At 68.8% G+C, this 16508-nt stretch carries 10 protein-coding genes and 1 rRNA gene; 5 read left to right on the top strand and 6 right to left on the bottom strand.

Features of this window, described 5'->3' with window-relative positions; translation table 11 throughout:
* Positions 1-22: 22 nt before the first annotated feature.
* Positions 23-1558: ribosomal RNA gene (locus F0U63_RS01595) — 16S ribosomal RNA — on the bottom strand.
* Positions 1559-2848: 1290 nt separating this feature from the next.
* On the opposite strand from F0U63_RS01595, the gene F0U63_RS01590 reads away from it, so the two are divergent.
* The 3 genes from F0U63_RS01590 (at position 2849) to F0U63_RS01580 (ending at position 6272) form a co-directional block, all read left to right on the top strand.
* Positions 2849-3784 (top strand): LysR family transcriptional regulator, encoded by a 936-nt coding sequence (locus F0U63_RS01590; RefSeq protein WP_395842959.1) that lies wholly within the window; start codon positions 2849-2851, stop codon positions 3782-3784.
* A 71-nt stretch (positions 3785-3855) separates the two neighbouring features.
* The gene (locus tag F0U63_RS01585) at positions 3856-5427 is read left to right on the top strand and encodes an aromatic amino acid hydroxylase (RefSeq protein WP_395842957.1); all 1572 of its coding nucleotides are present in this window, start codon (positions 3856-3858) and stop codon (positions 5425-5427) included.
* A 152-nt stretch (positions 5428-5579) separates the two neighbouring features.
* Positions 5580-6272 carry a TetR/AcrR family transcriptional regulator gene (locus F0U63_RS01580; protein ID WP_395842955.1) on the top strand — a complete coding sequence of 231 codons (693 nt, stop codon included), beginning with the start codon at positions 5580-5582 and terminating at the stop codon, positions 6270-6272.
* Here F0U63_RS01580 and F0U63_RS01575 read toward each other — a convergent pair.
* The 4 genes from F0U63_RS01575 to dnaN all read right to left on the bottom strand — a co-directional run bounded on the left by F0U63_RS01575 (position 6260) and on the right by dnaN (position 12712).
* Positions 6260-7144 carry a hypothetical protein gene (locus F0U63_RS01575; RefSeq protein ID WP_395842953.1) on the bottom strand — a complete coding sequence of 295 codons (885 nt, stop codon included), beginning with the start codon at positions 7142-7144 and terminating at the stop codon, positions 6260-6262. The genes F0U63_RS01580 and F0U63_RS01575 overlap by 13 nt on opposite strands.
* A gap of 122 nt (positions 7145-7266) precedes the next feature.
* Complete coding sequence (locus F0U63_RS01570) at positions 7267-10392, bottom strand: two-component regulator propeller domain-containing protein (RefSeq protein WP_395842951.1); 3126 nt, start codon at positions 10390-10392, stop codon at positions 7267-7269.
* A gap of 66 nt (positions 10393-10458) precedes the next feature.
* On the bottom strand, positions 10459-11580 hold the full coding sequence (locus F0U63_RS01565; protein ID WP_395842949.1) for an acyltransferase family protein: 1122 nt from the start codon (positions 11578-11580) through the stop codon (positions 10459-10461).
* A 25-nt stretch (positions 11581-11605) separates the two neighbouring features.
* Positions 11606-12712 carry a DNA polymerase III subunit beta gene (gene dnaN, locus F0U63_RS01560; protein ID WP_395842947.1) on the bottom strand — a complete coding sequence of 369 codons (1107 nt, stop codon included), beginning with the start codon at positions 12710-12712 and terminating at the stop codon, positions 11606-11608.
* A gap of 291 nt (positions 12713-13003) precedes the next feature.
* Between dnaN and F0U63_RS01555 the strand changes: the two genes are divergently transcribed.
* The gene (locus F0U63_RS01555; protein WP_395842945.1) at positions 13004-13309 is read left to right on the top strand and encodes a hypothetical protein; all 306 of its coding nucleotides are present in this window, start codon (positions 13004-13006) and stop codon (positions 13307-13309) included.
* A 73-nt stretch (positions 13310-13382) separates the two neighbouring features.
* Entirely contained in the window at positions 13383-13856 is a 474-nt protein-coding gene (locus tag F0U63_RS01550) for a DUF6748 domain-containing protein (protein ID WP_395842943.1), read from the top strand.
* A gap of 1 nt (position 13857) precedes the next feature.
* Here F0U63_RS01550 and F0U63_RS01545 read toward each other — a convergent pair whose 3' ends face one another.
* On the bottom strand, positions 13858-16251 hold the full coding sequence (locus F0U63_RS01545) for a YfhO family protein (protein WP_395842941.1): 2394 nt from the start codon (positions 16249-16251) through the stop codon (positions 13858-13860).
* Between the last annotated feature and the right edge of the window lie 257 nt (positions 16252-16508).

Raw genomic sequence — 16508 nt, 5'->3', positions numbered from 1 at the left:
ACCGTGCACCCGGTCTCCTTAGAAAGGAGGTGATCCAGCCGCAGGTTCCCCTACGGCTACCTTGTTACGACTTCACCCCAGTTACCGACCACTCCTTGGGCACCTCTTGGTGAGATGACTTCTGGAGCAATCGACTCCCATGGTGTGACGGGCGGTGTGTACAAGGCCCGGGAACGTATTCACCGCAGCGTGCTGATCTGCGATTACTAGCGATTCCGCCTTCATGGAGTCGAGTTGCAGACTCCAATCTGAACTGAGACCGGTTTTATGCGATTAGCTCCCTCTCGCGAGTTGGCAACGCTTTGTACCGGCCATTGTAGCACGTGTGTAGCCCTGGTCATAAAGGCCATGAGGACTTGACGTCATCCCCACCTTCCTCCGGTTTAACACCGGCAGTCCCTCTAGAGATCCGCTTGCGCGGCAACTAAAGGCGAGGGTTGCGCTCGTTGCGGGACTTAACCCAACATCTCACGACACGAGCTGACGACAGCCATGCAGCACCTGTCTCTCGGTTCCCTTGCGGGCACCGCCTCATCTCTGAGGCATTCCGAGGATGTCAAGACCAGGTAAGGTTCTGCGCGTTGCGTCGAATTAAACCACATGCTCCACCGCTTGTGCGGGCCCCCGTCAATTCCTTTGAGTTTTAGTCTTGCGACCGTACTTCCCAGGCGGAGAACTTAATGCGTTAGCTACGGCACCGCGGGGGTCAACACCCACGACACCTAGTTCTCATCGTTTACGGCGTGGACTACCAGGGTATCTAATCCTGTTTGCTACCCACGCTTTCGCGTCTCAGCGTCAGTGACCGTCCAGGTGGCCGCCTTCGCCACCGGTGTTCCTCCCCATATCTACGAATTTCACCTCTACTTGGGGAATTCCGCCACCCTCTCCGGTACTCAAGCTCTGCAGTTTCGAACGCACTTCCTCGGTTGAGCCGAGGGCTTTCACATCCGACTTGCAAAGCCGCCTACACGCGCTTTACGCCCAATAATTCCGAACAACGCTTGCACCCTCTGTATTACCGCGGCTGCTGGCACAGAGTTAGCCGGTGCTTCTTCTCCCGGTACCGTCAAGCCGTTGGATGTTAGCCAACGGGTTTTCGTCCCGGTCGAAAGTGCTTTACAATCCAAAGACCTTCATCACACACGCGGCGTTGCTGCGTCAGGCTTTCGCCCATTGCGCAAAATTCCCCACTGCTGCCTCCCGTAGGAGTCTGGACCGTGTCTCAGTTCCAGTGTGGCTGATCGTCCTCTCAGACCAGCTACCCGTCGTCGCCTTGGTGGGCCATTACCCCGCCAACTAGCTGATGGGCCGCGGACTCATCTGGATGTGATAGCTTGTATACAGAGGCCACCTTTTCCCTCAAGAGCCGAAGCTCCCGGGGGCTTATCCGGTATTAGCCAATCTTTCGACTGGTTATCCCAGACACCCAGGCAGATTATCCACGTGTTACGCACCCGTGCGCCGCTCTACTAGGATTGCTCCATTCGCGCTCGACTTGCATGTGTTAGGCACGCCGCCAGCGTTCGTTCTGAGCCAGGATCAAACTCTCCAATTGAATTTTTTGAAGGGTTGAACCGGCTAGGCCAGGTCCCGACTAAGGGGTTACCTGACTTCGCTGTGTTCATCAGGGTTCCCGCCAATCGACTCACGCCGACTCGCTGCGGAACCCGTCTCAAGAATTGACTGCGGTTTCCGCAATCTGTCTTCTTTGGGTTTGCTATCTGGTTTTCAAAGACCGAGCCGCTTGCTTCCGGCTGTCCTGCTGTGCTACCGTTCTTCTCAGCTTCACCGCTTTCAACCAGCGGGGCGGCTGTTGTATTCTGAACCGTTTCTGCTGTCAAGCGGCCGTTGCCGCTTCGCTTTTTCGGTTCACCGCGAAGGAGAGCTGCTTTTCTCTTTCTCGGGGGCGCGGAACCTACTGCCGTTCCGCCCTTCGTGTCAACTCGCTTCGTCGACTCGTTTTTTCCCGCCCGCCGCTTTCGTCACCTGCGTGACTTCTTCGGCTTGGGGGAGGCGGCTTCTACCACCACCGCGTTTCGAGTCAACCTCGCTGCGTCGACTTCTTATTTCGCTCTGTTGTGCTTCGCTCGGCCAGAGGCTCCCACCGCCAGTGCGGCTTCGCCTTTCTTTCCGAGGGGGCGCGGCTTCTATCGCTTCGCCCCAGGGGAGTCAACCACCTTCGTCGACTTCCTCTTCCCCGCTCGCCGCCTGCTGTCGCCTGCGCGACTTCGTCCGGTTCGTGGGGGCGCGGCTTCTACCACCGCCGCGTCTCGAGTCAACATCCCTTCGTCGACTCTTTCTTCCCCCCTTCACCGCTTCGGCCGCTCGCGCGACCTCGCCGGTTCGTGGGGGCGCGGCTTCTACCACCGCCGCGTCTTGAGTCAACATCCCTTCGTCGACTCGGTATTTCGTCTTTCCCGTCCAGGTGTCCCACCGCCAGCGCGGCTTCGCCTTCCTGTTCGAGGGGGCGCGGCTTCTACCACCGCCGCGTCTTGAGTCAACACCGCTTCGTCGACTCCTTCTTCCCACGTTCCGCTTCCGCCGCCTGCGCGACCTCGCCGGTTCGTGGGGGCGCGGCTTCTACCACCGCCGTGTCTTGAGTCAACAGGCGTCTGCCCACCTCTTCTTCCCCTCCGCATGGGCGTGGTTCACGCCCCTCCACGCCTCCTCCTTCTTCTCTCGCGTCGCCTGCCTCCAGGAGTCCGCACCCCGGCGAGCCTCGCCATGCTCTGCGGCCAGGCAGCCGCCCAGGCACGGCCTCTCCTCCTTCGGGCCTTCAACGATAGAGCCTCCCAACACCCCCTCGCCCCGGCGCCCACCTGCTCCCCATGACAGGATGGGCTGGATGCCTCCCCGAAAGCTCCCACGACACCTCGTCTGGCTCGAGTCCTTCGCGGCCGCGGTCGAGTCCGGCAGCCTGGAAGCCGCCGCCGAGCACCTCGGCGTCGCCCGCTCCGTCGTCAGCGAGCACCTGCGCGCCCTCGAAACCACCCTCGCCGACGGCCAGCCCCTCCTCGAACGCGGCCCCGGCCGCCGCCTCCACCTCACCGCTCGCGGCGAAAAGCTCTACGAGGGCACCCAGACGCCCCTCCACCAGCTCGATCTCAAACGACTGCGCGACCTCGCCAGCACCGAGCCGAGCCTGCGGCTCGGCCTCAACCCCACCCTCTCCCACTTCCTCCTCGCCGGCATCGCCGGAGACGTCGCCCGCGCCCACATCAAGCTGGAGGTCAGCTTCGGCGGCACCTTCGAGCTCGTGCGCCAGGTGCAAACCCGCCAGCTCGACCTCGCCGTGGACTTCACCCCCCTACCACCCCACCGCGGCGTCGAGGCGGAATCCCTCCTCCACCTGCCCTTCGTCGTGCTCTGCGGCCCCGACAACGAGCTGGCCACCCGCCACGGCGCCCGCCGCTCGCTCCATGTGCGCGACCTGACCGGCCAGCCCTTCATCGACTGGCAGCGCGACGACCCCTACGGCACCGCCAACAGCGCCCGCTTCAGCGCCCATGACGTCTCCGTGCGCGAAGTGGCCCGCGTGCAGAGCTTCCTCCTCCTCTTCGATCTCCTGCGCGCCTACCACGCCTGCGCCATCGCCCCCGACCTCCGGCTGCTGCGCTCCTTCCCCGAGGACCTCTCCGTCTGGCTGCTGCGCGAGGAGGAGCCCCAAGCCATCGAGGTCGTCGCTCTGCGCTCCTCCGGCGGCCCCAGCTCCGAAACCGCTCGACTCGTCCTCGACGGATTGCGTCAGCGCCTCGCGTCGAAACGGCGGAAAAACGACTAGGACGTCGTTTTTTATCGGATTTCCGTCCCCGTCATTCCTCCCTAAATTTGGTTCCTCCGGGAGGAACATCGATGACCCCCACTGAACGGACCCTCGCCCGTCTGCCCGCCCACCTGCGTCGTTACGTGGTGAGCCAGGACTATGCGTCCTATACGCCCAGGGATCAGGCCGTCTGGCGGCACATCCTCCGGCAACTGCGCGGCCAGCTCGCCGGCAAGGCGCATCCCATCTACATCGAGGGCCTGGAGGCCACGGGCATCGGCACCGAGCGCATCCCCAGCCTGGATGAGATGAACGAGCAGCTCTCCAAGCTGGGTTGGGGCGCGGTGAGCGTGCGCGGCTTCATTCCCCCCGCCGTCTTCACCGAGCTGCAATCGCTGGGCGTGCTCGCCATCGCGGCGGACATCCGCACCCACGAGCACATCCAATACACCCCCGCCCCGGACATCGTTCACGAGAGCGCGGGTCACGCCCCCATCATCGCCAACGCGCGCTATGCCGAGTACCTCAAGCGCTGCGGGCTCGTGGGCTTCAAGGCCATCTCCACCGTGGAGGACGAGGCCGTCTTCCAGGCCATCCGCAACCTGAGCGTGGTCAAGGAGGACCCCTCCGCCACCCCGGAGCAGATCCACCACGCCGAGGCCCGTCTGGACGCCGCCAACCAGAGCCGCCGCTATGTCAGCGAGAGCAGCCGCGCCTCCCGGCTCTACTGGTGGACGGCCGAATACGGCCTCATCGGCGCCCTGGAGGCCCCCCGCCTCTATGGCGCCGGGCTGCTCTCCAGCATCGGCGAGGCCCGCCACTGCCTCACCGCCGAGGTGAAGAAGGTCCCCCTGAGCCTCCAGTGCGCGGACACCGAGTACGACATCACCCGCATGCAGCCCCAGCTCTTCGTGGCCCGGGACTTCGAGCACCTCTTCGAAGTGCTCGAGGAGTTCGAGGCAACGCTCGCCTGGAAGCGCGGCGGGGACTACGGCCTCCAGGAGGCCCTGCGCGCCGCAACGGTCAACCACCTCGTGCTCGCCGATGGCCGGGAGGTGACCGCCCGCGTCGCCGAAATGCTCCCTGGCCTCCACCCCGTCGCCGAGGGGCTCTCCACCGCGCTCGTGCGGCTCGATGGCCCCGTGCTCGTCTCCCGCGATGGCAAGGCCGAGGGCAAGCCCTGGCCGGGACTCGCGCTCGTGGCCTTTGGCGACGGAGCGCTCCCCGACCAGGGGCCCTTCCAGCTCGAGCTCGCCAGCGGACTCCAACTCCAGGGCTTCGCCGCGGGTGGGGGTGAGGTGCTCAACCTGCGCGGGCAGCTCGCCGGCCGCCCCGTGGCCCTGCCCAGCGTGGCGCAGCTCTTCCTCACCCCCCGCCTGCCCTCCGTGGCCGGCGGCCCGGCGGACCCCGGCACCTGGGACCGCTGGTTCGGCGACCTCAACGCCTTCACCGAGGGCGAAGGTGAAGCCCAGGCCCGCGCCAAGAAGGCCTCTGCCCTGCACCCCTCGCTCGCGGCGCTCTACCGCGAGGTGCGCGCCCAGCGCGAGTCCAAGAGCCTGGATGTCCGGAGGCTCGAGCAGATCTCCCGCGCCGCCTCCGATTTCCCCGAGGACTGGTTGCTCCGGACGGAAATCGACGAACTGAAGGCCGCGCGCGCCTGAATCCGGGATTCCCGGGGGCCTGGCACGACCGGCCCGTCACTCTCTTCCTCTCCGCGAATGGCGTGGGATAGTCCCCAGACGAAGCGCGAGCGGCATGACCGCCTCGCCTCTGTCCCGCCATGCGCCGCAAGAGCCCACACGCTGATCCCCCGGTGAAGACCCCTCCCCCCCGCGCGGGCAAGCCCCCCGCCCAGGGCCTGCGCGAGCGCATCCGCCGCGAAGCCACTCACCTCATCGCCTCGCGCGGCTTTGGCGCCATCTCCGTCAATGACGTGGCGCTCGCGGTGGGCATCAGCAAACAGGCCCTCCTCTACCACTACCCCTCGCGCGAGGCCCTGCACGCCGCCGTGCTCGACTCCCTCATCGAGCACTCCAACCGCCACCTGCTGCTGTTGCTCGGCGCCTTCACCGACAAGAGCGCGGAACGGCTGGAGCGCGTCATGGAGCAGCTGCGCGAGTTCTTCGACACCGAGCAGGACGCCGCGCGCGTCTTCCTGCGCGAGGTGCTCGACGCGGACAGCCCCCACATGTCCGTGCTCATGCAGGGCATGGAGCCCTGGATTCGCATCGCGGTGGACGTGCTGCGCCAGGGCCAACGCGAGGGCCACGTCCGCCCCGAGCTGGACCCCGAGGCCGCCGTGGGCCACGTGGGCCTGCTCCTGCTCACCTCCTTCGCCATGCGCCGCCCCACCTCCGGCTGGCCCGAGAGCGACGAGGCCGACTGGCGCGAGCGGTGGCTCGGCGAGGCGAGCCTCATCATCAAACGCTACCTCTTCACCGAGCCCACCCCCACCCCGGCCCGCCGCAAGCGCCCCCTCCGTCAGACCAAGCGTCAGACGAAGTAGGAGCGGCGCCGCACTTCCTCGGGCAGTTGGTGCAGGTCGAAGCGCTCCATCTCCTTGAGCACGTTCTCATCGAACCCGAGCGCCCGGTACTCGGGCGTGGAGCCAATCACCCCCCGCATCACTCCCGGCGCCATGCTCCGCGCCGCCGCCAGGCCCCGCGCCCCCACCGCCATGCGGTTGAAGGCCACGTGCCCCACCTCGTCCACGAGGATCTCCGTCAGCCGCTGCTCCATGGACTCGCGCAGCGCGGGTTGATCCCGGAAGATCTCCCCCACGCGCTTGAGCATCCACTGGAACACGAAGACGCCGGAAATCTCCGACGCCAGCAGGATGGGATGGAAGAACACGCCCGGCGCGTACGCCAGCGCCCCGATGAGCAGGCGCAACTGCAGGTTCGGCTTCCACGCCCCCTTCACCTGCACCCCGAAGTGCTGCGTGGCGCCAATGAGGATGCGCGTGTGGTACGTCTCCTCGTAGCTCAGCAGCCGCTCGATTTGATGGAAGAGCTGGGTGCTGTCCTGGCGCTTCTGGCGCACGCGGTTGACCACCTCCACGCCGTAGGCCTCCCCCGCGTTGGCCTTCACGAAGGTCAGCAGCGCCAACACCGGCAACGACAGGTGCTTCACCTCGCGGAAATCCAGGTACGCCCGGTTGAAGGCCTCGGCGTCCACCGCCCCCGCGAATTGCGCCTCCCAGCCCGCCGCCTCGCCCAGCCACGCCTCGCGCCGCGAGAAGCCCTTCGTGAAATCCATCTCCCCGTTGCGCTGCTCGAGGAACTCCCGGTACGCCTTGAGGAGATCCTCCCGCGGCGTGTCCGCCACGGACGAGTACAAGCCGGATCGCAGGGAAGTGGGCATCAGGGAGTCAGCCATGGGGACCTCGGGAGCGAAGGGGAGTCTGACCGTTCGGTCAGCTCCAATTTGCCTCCTGGTCATCATCTCGTCCAGCCACCCCGACCCCGATTGTCGTCCTCCAACGGCTTCACGTGAGGATGTCAGGCCGCCTCGCGGCCCTCCTGGACGAGCGGCAGCCCCACCCGGAAGCACGCTCCCCGAGCCACCGACTCGTCGAGCTCGAACGAGCCCCCGTGGTTCTCCGTGATGATCTGCCGGCAGATGGCGAGCCCCAGGCCCGAGCCCTTGCCCACGTCCTTCGTGGTGAAGAAGGGCTCGAAGATGCGCGAGCGCAGCTCGGGGGGAATTCCCGGGCCATCGTCCGCCACCACCAGCTCCGCGCGACCCTCGCGCACCACCGTGCACACCCGCACCTCGCCGCCCTCGCCCAGCGCGTCGAACGCGTTGCGCAGCAGATTGAGCAGCACCTGGCCGAGCTGCCCCGCGTGGAACGCCAGCGGCGGCACCTCTCCACACCGCACCTCCAGCCGGATGCCCGGCGGCAACGAGCGCCGCACGAACTCCACCGTGTCCAGCACCGTCCGGTTCAAGTCCCCCACCTCCAGGCGCGGACGCTCTCCGCGCAGGAAGGCGCGCAGGTCCTCCTGGATGGAGCGGATGCGCTCGGTGGCGACGCGCATCGCCTCCAGCGCGTCGGGCGTGTCCTGGAGCACGTAGTCCAACTCCAGCTCGCTCCACACCCGCGCCACCGCCTCCACCTCCTCCGGGTGCGTCTCCAGCCGCTCGCGCAGGCGCCGCAAGCCCTCGGCCTGCTGCTCGAAGTACTCGCGCACCGGCGGCAGGTTGTTGTGGATGGCGGTGAGGGGGTTGTTGATTTCGTGCGACAGCCGCGCCAGCAACTGCCCCATGGCCGAGAGCTTCTCGGCCTGGGCCACCTTCGCGCGCACCCGATCCAACTCGGAGGTGCGCGCCGCCACCAGGCGCTCCAGCTCGGCGTTCTGCCGCCGCAGCGTCAGGTTGCGCCAGCGCACCACGCCCGCCACCACCAGCCCCAGTCCCAGCACGACCAGGCACCGCCCCCACCACGAGGCCCACCAGGGAGGCCGCACCCGCAGGGCGAAGCCCGTCACCGGCCCCCACGGCCCCTGGTCATGGCGCGCGCGCATCTCGAAGCGGTAGTCCCCCGGTGGCAACATGCTGTAGTGCACCGGCTGCTCCGTCACGGTGTGCCACTCCTCCATCCCCACCATGCGCACCTGCCGCTCCAGGCTCTCCTCGTCCACGTCGCCCAGGACCGCGAAGCGCACCTCCAGGTTCGTCTCCTTCGGATGGGTCTCCAGACCCTCCTCCGGCGGCCGCGGCCACGTGCGCGTCCCCAGGTGGGTGCTCAACAGGACGACACGCGGGGGCTCCACCGGACCGCGGTAGCGCGTCCCGTCGAAGCGGCCCAGTCCACTCGCGCTCCCCACCCAGACCGTGCCGTCCGCGTCCGCCAGGAAGGAGTTGCCCGTGGCCTCGTTGCCCGCGGCTCCGCCACTCGCGCCGAAGTGCTCCGGCACGCCGTCCGGCCCCACCACGTGCACCCCCGCCCCCGTGCCCACCCAGAGCCGGCCCGCCGCGTCCTCGCCCAACTGGTAGACGACGTTGCTGTGCAGCCCGTGGCCACGGTTCAGGTGCGAGAAGTCCGTGAGGCGCCCCTCCCGGTAGTTGAAGCAGCTCACCCCCAGGGGCTCCACATAGGACACGCACATGCGGCCATCGCGCCGCACCAGGAGGTAGCGCAGCTGATCATCCAGCAGCCCCTCGGCCACTCCGAAGCTCCGGGTGGACTCCCCCTCGCGCACACTGAGCCCGTTGCCCGGCATCCACAGCCGCCCCGCCGCGTCGAGCGCCATGTCCATGGCGAGCACCCGCTGGGTCATGCGCAGCACGAGCGTGAAGGACGGCACCCCGTCCTTGAACACCCCCCGCGCGAAGCCCGAGGGCGTGGCCACCCAGAGCGAGCCGTCGGGCATCCACTGCATCGCCAGGGTGTAGCGGAACAGGTAGCCGGACTCCGGGCCGAACGTCCGCAGCCGTCCGCTCCACGGCTCGTAGCGGTGCAGCCCCGCCGGGTTGCCCGCGGCCCACACCACCCCGTCCCGATCCACGTTCACGGCCTTGAGCGAGTAGCCCTCCAACCCCGGCACCGGCACCCACCCGGCCGCCGTGCCCCGCACGAGCCCCTTGTCCGTGCCCACCCACAACGTCCCGTCCGCGCCCCGCGCCAGCCCCCACACCATGTTCGAGGGCAGCCCCGTGGTGGTGTCGTGCACGCTCCACAAGCCCCGCCCCAGCGAGCGGTGCACCCCCATGCTCGCGGCCCACAGCGTCCCCTGGCGATCCTCCAGCACGTCCTTGATGCGCGCCGACTGGTTGGCCAGGCCCAGCCGCAACAGCGTCGAGCGCTCGCCGCGGATCTCCAGCAAGCCGCCATAGTGGGGCACCAGGAGCTGCCCCTCGTTGCCCACGCGCAGACGGAGACCCGCCCCCGGCAGCCCGCGCAACACCGAGGAGCGATCCACCAGGGGTGCCCCCGGCCGCGGCTGCATCACCAACCAGCCCTCATAGCCCAGCCACAAGCGGCCCTGACCGTCGCGCACGAGCGCGTTGATGGAGGTCGGCCGGCCCGGCACCTCGCGCACCGACCACTTCCCCTGGGGGTCGCGGCTCACCAGCCGCAGCTCGGACACGGCCTGGATCGCGCCCGAGTCATCCGCCCACAACTTGAGCGCCGGGCCTCCCGGCCAGCCGGGCGCCGGAATGAAGTGCCCCGGCTGCTCCTCCCAGTACAAGCCCTTTTCCGTCCCCGCCCACATCCGCTTGCGCGCGTCCACGCGCAGGCTCCACACCCGCTCGGCGACGCCCGGCATCGGCACGTCGACGAAGCGCTCCCCCTCCCAGCGCACCACCCCCGCGCGCGTCACCACCACCAGGTGGCCTCGCGCATCCAGCGTGATGTCGCTCACGATCGTCGAGGGCAGGCCGGCCTCCCGGCCAAAGCGCTCGAAGCGCTCACCATCGAAGCGGTACACCGCGTCCGCGGCGCATACCCAGATGAAGCCGTCCGCGTCCTGGAGAATCCAAGACAGATCGTAATTGTCGACCCCGGCCTCCGTGCCATAGCTGCGAAAGCCAAGGCGTCCGGGTGGCTCGGCGGTCCAAGCGGGTGTGCCCAGGAGGGAGTAGAGGCCCACCAGGAGCACGGCGAATCGATTCAACGGCATGACTCCATGGCCCTTGAACGACGAGGCCGTACAACCCTGGAAGTCATCCTACCACGAATGGACACATCACTCCGAGACTGGCGGCCTGGAGGGCAGGGCTCCGTCACGCTCGGCGGAGGGCCGCGCACGCTTGCGCCAGCGCCCATAGGCCGCCTTCGCGGGCAGTGCGATCGCCAGCGACGTGGCCAGGACAACCAGCGCGAGTCCCAGGGCGGCGGGGGCCGTCTGTGAATGGCCCAGCCGGCTGCCCAGGCCGGGGAACGTGGACCAGCCATAGGCGAGCGGCAGGTGCACCACGTACACCCAGAGCGACGCGCGCCCCACGGGCCCGAGCCAGCCATCCAGCCGGGAGGGCAGCAGCATGGCCACTCCCGCCGCCACGCCCAGAAGGCCCACCCGCCAGCACACCAGCGTGACATCTCCCCCCCACCGGGAGGCCACGGTCGCGCCCCACAACGACACCACGCCCAGCATCCCCGTGCCCCCGCCCAGGAGAATCATCCAGTGCGGAACGCGCTTCACCCCCGCGAGCCCCAACCCCGCCACGCAGCCCACGAAGAAGTAGGCCGACCAGGGGAAGAGCGGGAAGTTGGACATGCGGCCCACCAGGGCCAGCTCCAGCGCCAGGGGCCAGTGCCCCGCGGCCACCACCTGGCGCATCCACGGGCTCACCCAGGGAAAGAGCAGGGCGAGCCCCGCCAGCACCACCATGCGCGGCCCCCGCCCGGCCACCACCGACAACACCCCCGAGCCAATCAGCAACGCCCCCGCCACGCCGTGCAACGCATCGAAGGCGAGGAAGTGCCGCCAGATCTCCACACGGCCCGCGAGCAGCCCCTCGAGCGCCCAGCCCGGCCAGCGCAGCAGGTAGCCCCAGAACAGCAGCAGCCCCACGCGCGGCAGATAGCGGCGCCACACCGGCAGGCCGTGGGCCCCCGTGCGCTGCACCGTCGTCGCGAAGGCCCACCCGGCCACGAAGAGGAACAGCGGGGCGGTGATCGCCCGGAGCGACCAGTAGGCCAGCATGCCCGTGCTCTGCCGGGCCGTGTCCGACAACACCGCGTCCAGCGTGTGCCCCATCACCATGGCGATGACCGCCACCGCGCGCGCCCGGTCCAGGCCGGTGTTGCGCGGGGTGGGGGCCACGGGGGGCGGAGCGACGCTCACGTCCTGGGAAGCGACACCCATCACGAGACTTGGAGGCCCGGCGGACTCAGACGCGCATCGGCATCACGACGGCCGTGAAGCTGCGGTCCCCCGGCGCGTGCAACACCCCCGGGCTGTGCTCATCCCCCAGCTCGAACGCCACCTCGTCCGTGTCCGTCACGCCCAGCACGTCGATGAGGTAGCGCGCGTTGAAGCCGATGGTGATGGCGGCCCCCTGGTAGGCGATGTCCAGCGCGTCCTTGGCCTCGCCCAGGTCCGGGTTGTTCGCCGTGATGAGCAGCTGGTTCTCCGCCAGCCCGATGCGCACCGCGTAGCTCTTGTCCGCGCTGAGCAGCGCGATGCGCTTGAGGCCCTCCAGCAGGCGCGTCTTGGGCACCAGCACCGCCTTGTCCCCCTCCTTGGGGATGACGCGCTGGTACTCGGGGAACTGCCCGTCGATGAGCCGCATCACCATGGTGAGGCCCGTCTTCTTGAAGAGCGCCGAGTTCTCCGCGAACCCCAGGTGGCACTCGGCGTCGGGCGCCTCGTCGAGCAGGCGCTTGAGCTCCATGAGGCCCTTGCGCGGGATGATGACGCCGCCCTTGAGCTTGAAGTCCCCCGTCAGCTCGCGCTCCACCAACGACAGGCGGTGCCCGTCCGTGGCCACCATGCGCACCTTGCCGCCCGCCTGCGGCTCGAAATACACGCCATTGAGGATGTAGCGCGTCTCGTCCGTGGAGATGGCGAACTGCGTCTTCTTGATCATCTCCAGGAGCGTGTTGCCCGTCACCTGCACCAGCGGCGCGTTCTCCTCGCGCGGCAGCTTCGGGTACTCCTCGGGGGCGGTGCCCACGATCTTGAAGTGCGCCGGACCGCTGGTGATGTCCACGTAGTTGTTCGCCAGCTTCTTGAGCGTCACGTGCGCGTCCGGCAGGTTCTGCACGATGTCGAACACGTACTTGGCGCTCAACGTCACCGCGCCCGGCTTGATGACCTCGGCGGCGTGCTCGGAGACGATGCCGATCTCCAGGTCGAACGCCGTGACCGTCACCCCCGTCTTGGTCGCGGTGAGCAACACGTTGGCCAGGATGGGCATCGTCGTCTTGCGCTCCACGATGCCCTGGGCGCGATAGAGGGCCTTCTTCAGCTCGTCGGCGGCGATGCGGAATTCCATCTCGGGGGACCTTGAAGAACCAGGGTGCGGGATAAGAGGTGGCGACCCGGCAGGCCGCCTCGATCCGGATGTAGCCCGGCCCTCTCGGGTCGTCAACGAACGTGACGTCCGGGGTCATGCCGACTTGTCCGGCATCCGATCGAGGCGTCCAGCGCCGGGGACTCCCGCCTGCCCGGCATGTAGGACACGGCGGGCGCGGGGAAGGCACCACCCCCCGCGTCACCTCCCCCTTCAGGTTGGAACTTTGGATTGGAATCCACCCGGTGGGACGGCGAGACTGCCCGCCCCCTCATGACCACCCCAGAGCCCCCCCAGGAATCCGTCGTCTACATCGTGAAGGACAGCGGCGTGCGCTGCATCACCGCCCCCTGCCCCGTCTACCTCGCCCTCCGGGCGGACAAGCCCGAGGAGGCCGGGCTCAAGGTCACCGACCTCGACCTGTCCGCGCTGAGCCTGGGCGACGAGCAGCGCTCCTCGCTCCTCAAGTCCACCCACAAGACGGGCCCTGGCCTCAAGGTGGAAGCCACCGTGCGCACCGTCCCCCACGCGGGCCCCGGGGGCACCGCCACCATCCTGCGCGTCAGCCGGGTCCTCTGAGACCGAAATGGGGGTGGCATCCGTTCAGGGAGAGGATGAGACTGCGCCTCTTCCTCTCGCGAGAGCCCCTGCCATGACCTCACGCTCGTCGTTGCTCGCCCTTCCCCTCGCGCTCGGCCTGCTCGCCGGGTGCACCAGCAACACCCGCCCCGCCGTCGAGGCCCGGCCCGCCGAGTCCGGTGGCACCCCCGCCGCGCCCACCCCCGCGCCCGAAGACACCACGCCGGGCCAGGACGTCTCGGGTGGCACCACCGCCGCCAGACCCGTCATCTACATCGTGAAGGACAGTGGCGTGCGCTGCATCGCCGCCCCCTGCCCTTCCCTGGTCGCCCGGCCGGCGGATGACCCCAAGTCGGAGGGCCTGAGCATCACCGACCTCGACCTGTCCGCGCTCGGCCTCACCGACGAGCAGCGGGAGCGCCTCATGGAGAAGGTCCACCAGGGGGCCGGCCTCAAGGTCGAGGCCTCGGTGGGCAACGTGCCCCACGCGGGTCCCGCGGGCACCGCCACCGTCCTGCGTGTCACTCGGGTGGTCGAGGGCAAGTAGCTCAACCTCCCATCGGGGGCGGGGCGGCGGAGGACGAAACACGCCGCGCCACGAGCCCCGCCCCGAGCAGCACCAGCAGCGTGACCCCGCTCACCCAGGCGCCCAGGGCGAGCCCTGGCATGCGGTAGCTGAAGACGACCCGATGCGCTCCCGGGGGCACCGCGACGGCCCGGACGGCCCCATTGGCGGGCAGGATGGGAGTGGGCGTCCCGTCCACGCTCGCCGTCCACCCCGCGTAGAAGGCGTCGTTGAGCACCAGCACCTCGCCCCCCCGGGCAGTCAGCTCCACCTCGACCCGCTCCGGCTCGAACCGGGCCGCGGAGACCTCCCCCAGGGGCGCCTCCACCGGCGCCTCGCTCAGCGGCGTCTCGCATTCGACCACCACCTCCCGGGGGACCTGGAGTCCGCCTCCGAGCCGACGCACCGCCTCCGGCGCATCGGCCACGCAGCGGGGATGGGCGAGGTACACGCGCGGCAGCGCGCTCGTGTCCTCCAGCAACAGCAGCCCGAAGGCGTCCAGGCGCTCCACCACCCGGCGCGGTCCGTTGAGCACCTGCTCGGAGAACTCGCGCGAGATGACGAGGTAGCGCGTGCCGAAGAGGCCCGCGGAGCGCATGAACCACTCGCGCTGCGCGTCCCAGAGGGTGATGACCCGCCGGGAGACGGCCGGCATGTACGCGCTCGTGCTCTCCAGGCCGAACATGCCGGGCACGAGCGGCTCCAGCGCGGCGCCGTTGAAGAGCGCGAGCCCCTCCTCGGGAGAGGAGACCGGCGAGGACTCCGGCACATGGACGCGGCCCGGCAGCCGGAACAGCCGGGGAGGCGGCCCACCCCGGGCTCGCGACTCCTCCTGGATGCGCTGGACGAAGGGCGAAGGCGACTCGAGCAGCAGCGGATCTCCCACCTTGTAGATGGGACCATTGGCCAGCATCAGGCCCGCCAGGCACACGGCCCCGATGAGCCCGGCCCTCATCCCCACGGAGCGCACTCTCACGAGGACGCCGCCGAACAGCAGCAGGCTCACGCCGGCCAGCACACTGCCCAGGACGAATTGCCCGCCAATGCGCTGCTGCGCCTCCAGCAGCGGACCGCCCTCCCACAGCCCCCCGAGCCACACCTCGGAGAACACGTGGGCGCGCCACTCGAGGAGTCCCGTCGCGAGCAACAGGGCGCCCAGGACGAACGCGGTGCGCCCCACCCAGCGAGGGGGCACGGGCTCGCGCTCGAGCCGCTCGAGACCCACGCCCGCCGCGAGCGCCAGGGAGAAGGTGACGAACGGCATCAACTTCTCGGGGTAGCGGAAGGCGCGCCAGGGGGGCACCCACTCGAAGACCCAGGCGTACAGCCCCGCGTGCTTGCCGAGCGCCAGCAACAACACCCCGAGCGCGGCACCGGCGAGCACGGCCGCCCGCGGACGCCGCACGTGGGTGACCAGGGCCACGCCCACCAACAGGAGCGCGGGAGCGCCGATGAAGAGCGAGTCCACCCACAAGTTGGTCCTCGCGGTGGAGAGCAGCCGCTGGCTGATGGCCATCTGCACCCGCTCGCCCGGGATGCCCGCGAAGATCGGGCCGAGGAAGAACTCCAACAGGCGCACGGGATGGACGGACCACGCCATGGCCTCCGTGGGCGTCTGCCCGGACGCGCGCACGTCCCCCACGACCTCCAGCGTCGGGAGGATCTGCACCGCCGACAGCAGCACGGCGACGCCCACCACTCCCAGGGCCTTGCCCAGCGAGCGGCTGCGTCCCTCGGGGGCCAGGCGGCACGCGCTCCACAGGAGCACGCCGCCCAGACAGACCGCATAGCCCTGCACATCACCGGAGAACAGCACCAGGGCGAGCAGCGCGCCGGAGCCCAGCAGCCGCCAGGCCGTGGGCGCCGCGAGGAACCCCTCCAGGGCCCAGAGCACCCAGGGCACGGTGGCCGCGGCCATGAGGTACGGGGGGTTGTTGGTGATGCCGACGAGGTAGCCGCTGAAGGTGTAGAGCAGGGCGGCCAGCAACGCGGGCCGGGCCCCCCATCCGAGCCGCCGCGCCAGGGCGTTCATGCCGAGGAACGCCACCGGAAAGCACAGCAGGACGCACCACTTGTAGCCCTGGGCTCCCGGCAGCACCAGCGACACCAGCTGGGCCGGGTGGAAGGTCCCGGAGATGACCATGCCCACGTAGGGCTGACCGAGCCCGTCGAGGGGATACCACTGCGGAAATCCGCCCCCCAGCACCCGCTCCCGCCAGTAGGCACGCAGGGGCAGGTAGACCCGTTGGATGTCCCGGAGGAAGAAGACCTCGGCGGAGAAGACGGCCCGGTGGAAGAAGAGGGCGGTCAGCCCCAGCGCCAACACGAGCGGGCGCCACCGGGGCTCGGCAGGCGGGTTCGTCGGCTCATGACTCACGCTGCCTCCACGACCTCGCCCATGCGGCGCGGAGTCTAGGGAATCGCCCCGACGCCCTCAAGAAGACGCTGGGCACCATGGCACCCGCCCGGCCCATCACCTTCTGAACACCCCGCTGGGCTCCAGGTCCACGAGCCGCGAATTCGCCCTCCGGTCCCCTTCGCGCTCCAGCAATTCGTGATCACTTAGAATCCACGGAATCCAGCTGTCGGAATGGAAGCTCCGACGCCGGGTTGGTGGGTGACGAACGGCATCAC

The sequence above is a fragment of the Cystobacter fuscus genome (genome assembly GCF_044360685.1).
GTDB classification, from domain to species: Bacteria; Myxococcota; Myxococcia; order Myxococcales; family Myxococcaceae; genus Cystobacter; species Cystobacter fuscus_C.
Note: the sequence above shows the minus strand (reverse complement) of the source record. Positions and strands in the feature narration are given on the sequence as shown.

Bases quoted from the DNA above. Each gene is read 5' to 3' on its own strand.
- F0U63_RS01570 (WP_395842951.1), bottom strand. From the start codon at position 10,392: ATGCCGTTGAATCGATTCGCCGTGCTCCTGGTGGGCCTCTACTCCCTC.
- F0U63_RS01590 (WP_395842959.1), top strand. From the start codon at position 2,849: ATGCCTCCCCGAAAGCTCCCACGACACCTCGTCTGGCTCGAGTCCTTC.
- F0U63_RS01555 (WP_395842945.1), top strand. From the start codon at position 13,004: ATGACCACCCCAGAGCCCCCCCAGGAATCCGTCGTCTACATCGTGAAG.
- F0U63_RS01585 (WP_395842957.1), top strand. From the start codon at position 3,856: ATGACCCCCACTGAACGGACCCTCGCCCGTCTGCCCGCCCACCTGCGT.
- dnaN (WP_395842947.1), bottom strand. From the start codon at position 12,712: ATGGAATTCCGCATCGCCGCCGACGAGCTGAAGAAGGCCCTCTATCGC.
- F0U63_RS01550 (WP_395842943.1), top strand. From the start codon at position 13,383: ATGACCTCACGCTCGTCGTTGCTCGCCCTTCCCCTCGCGCTCGGCCTG.
- F0U63_RS01575 (WP_395842953.1), bottom strand. From the start codon at position 7,144: ATGGCTGACTCCCTGATGCCCACTTCCCTGCGATCCGGCTTGTACTCG.
- F0U63_RS01565 (WP_395842949.1), bottom strand. From the start codon at position 11,580: ATGGGTGTCGCTTCCCAGGACGTGAGCGTCGCTCCGCCCCCCGTGGCC.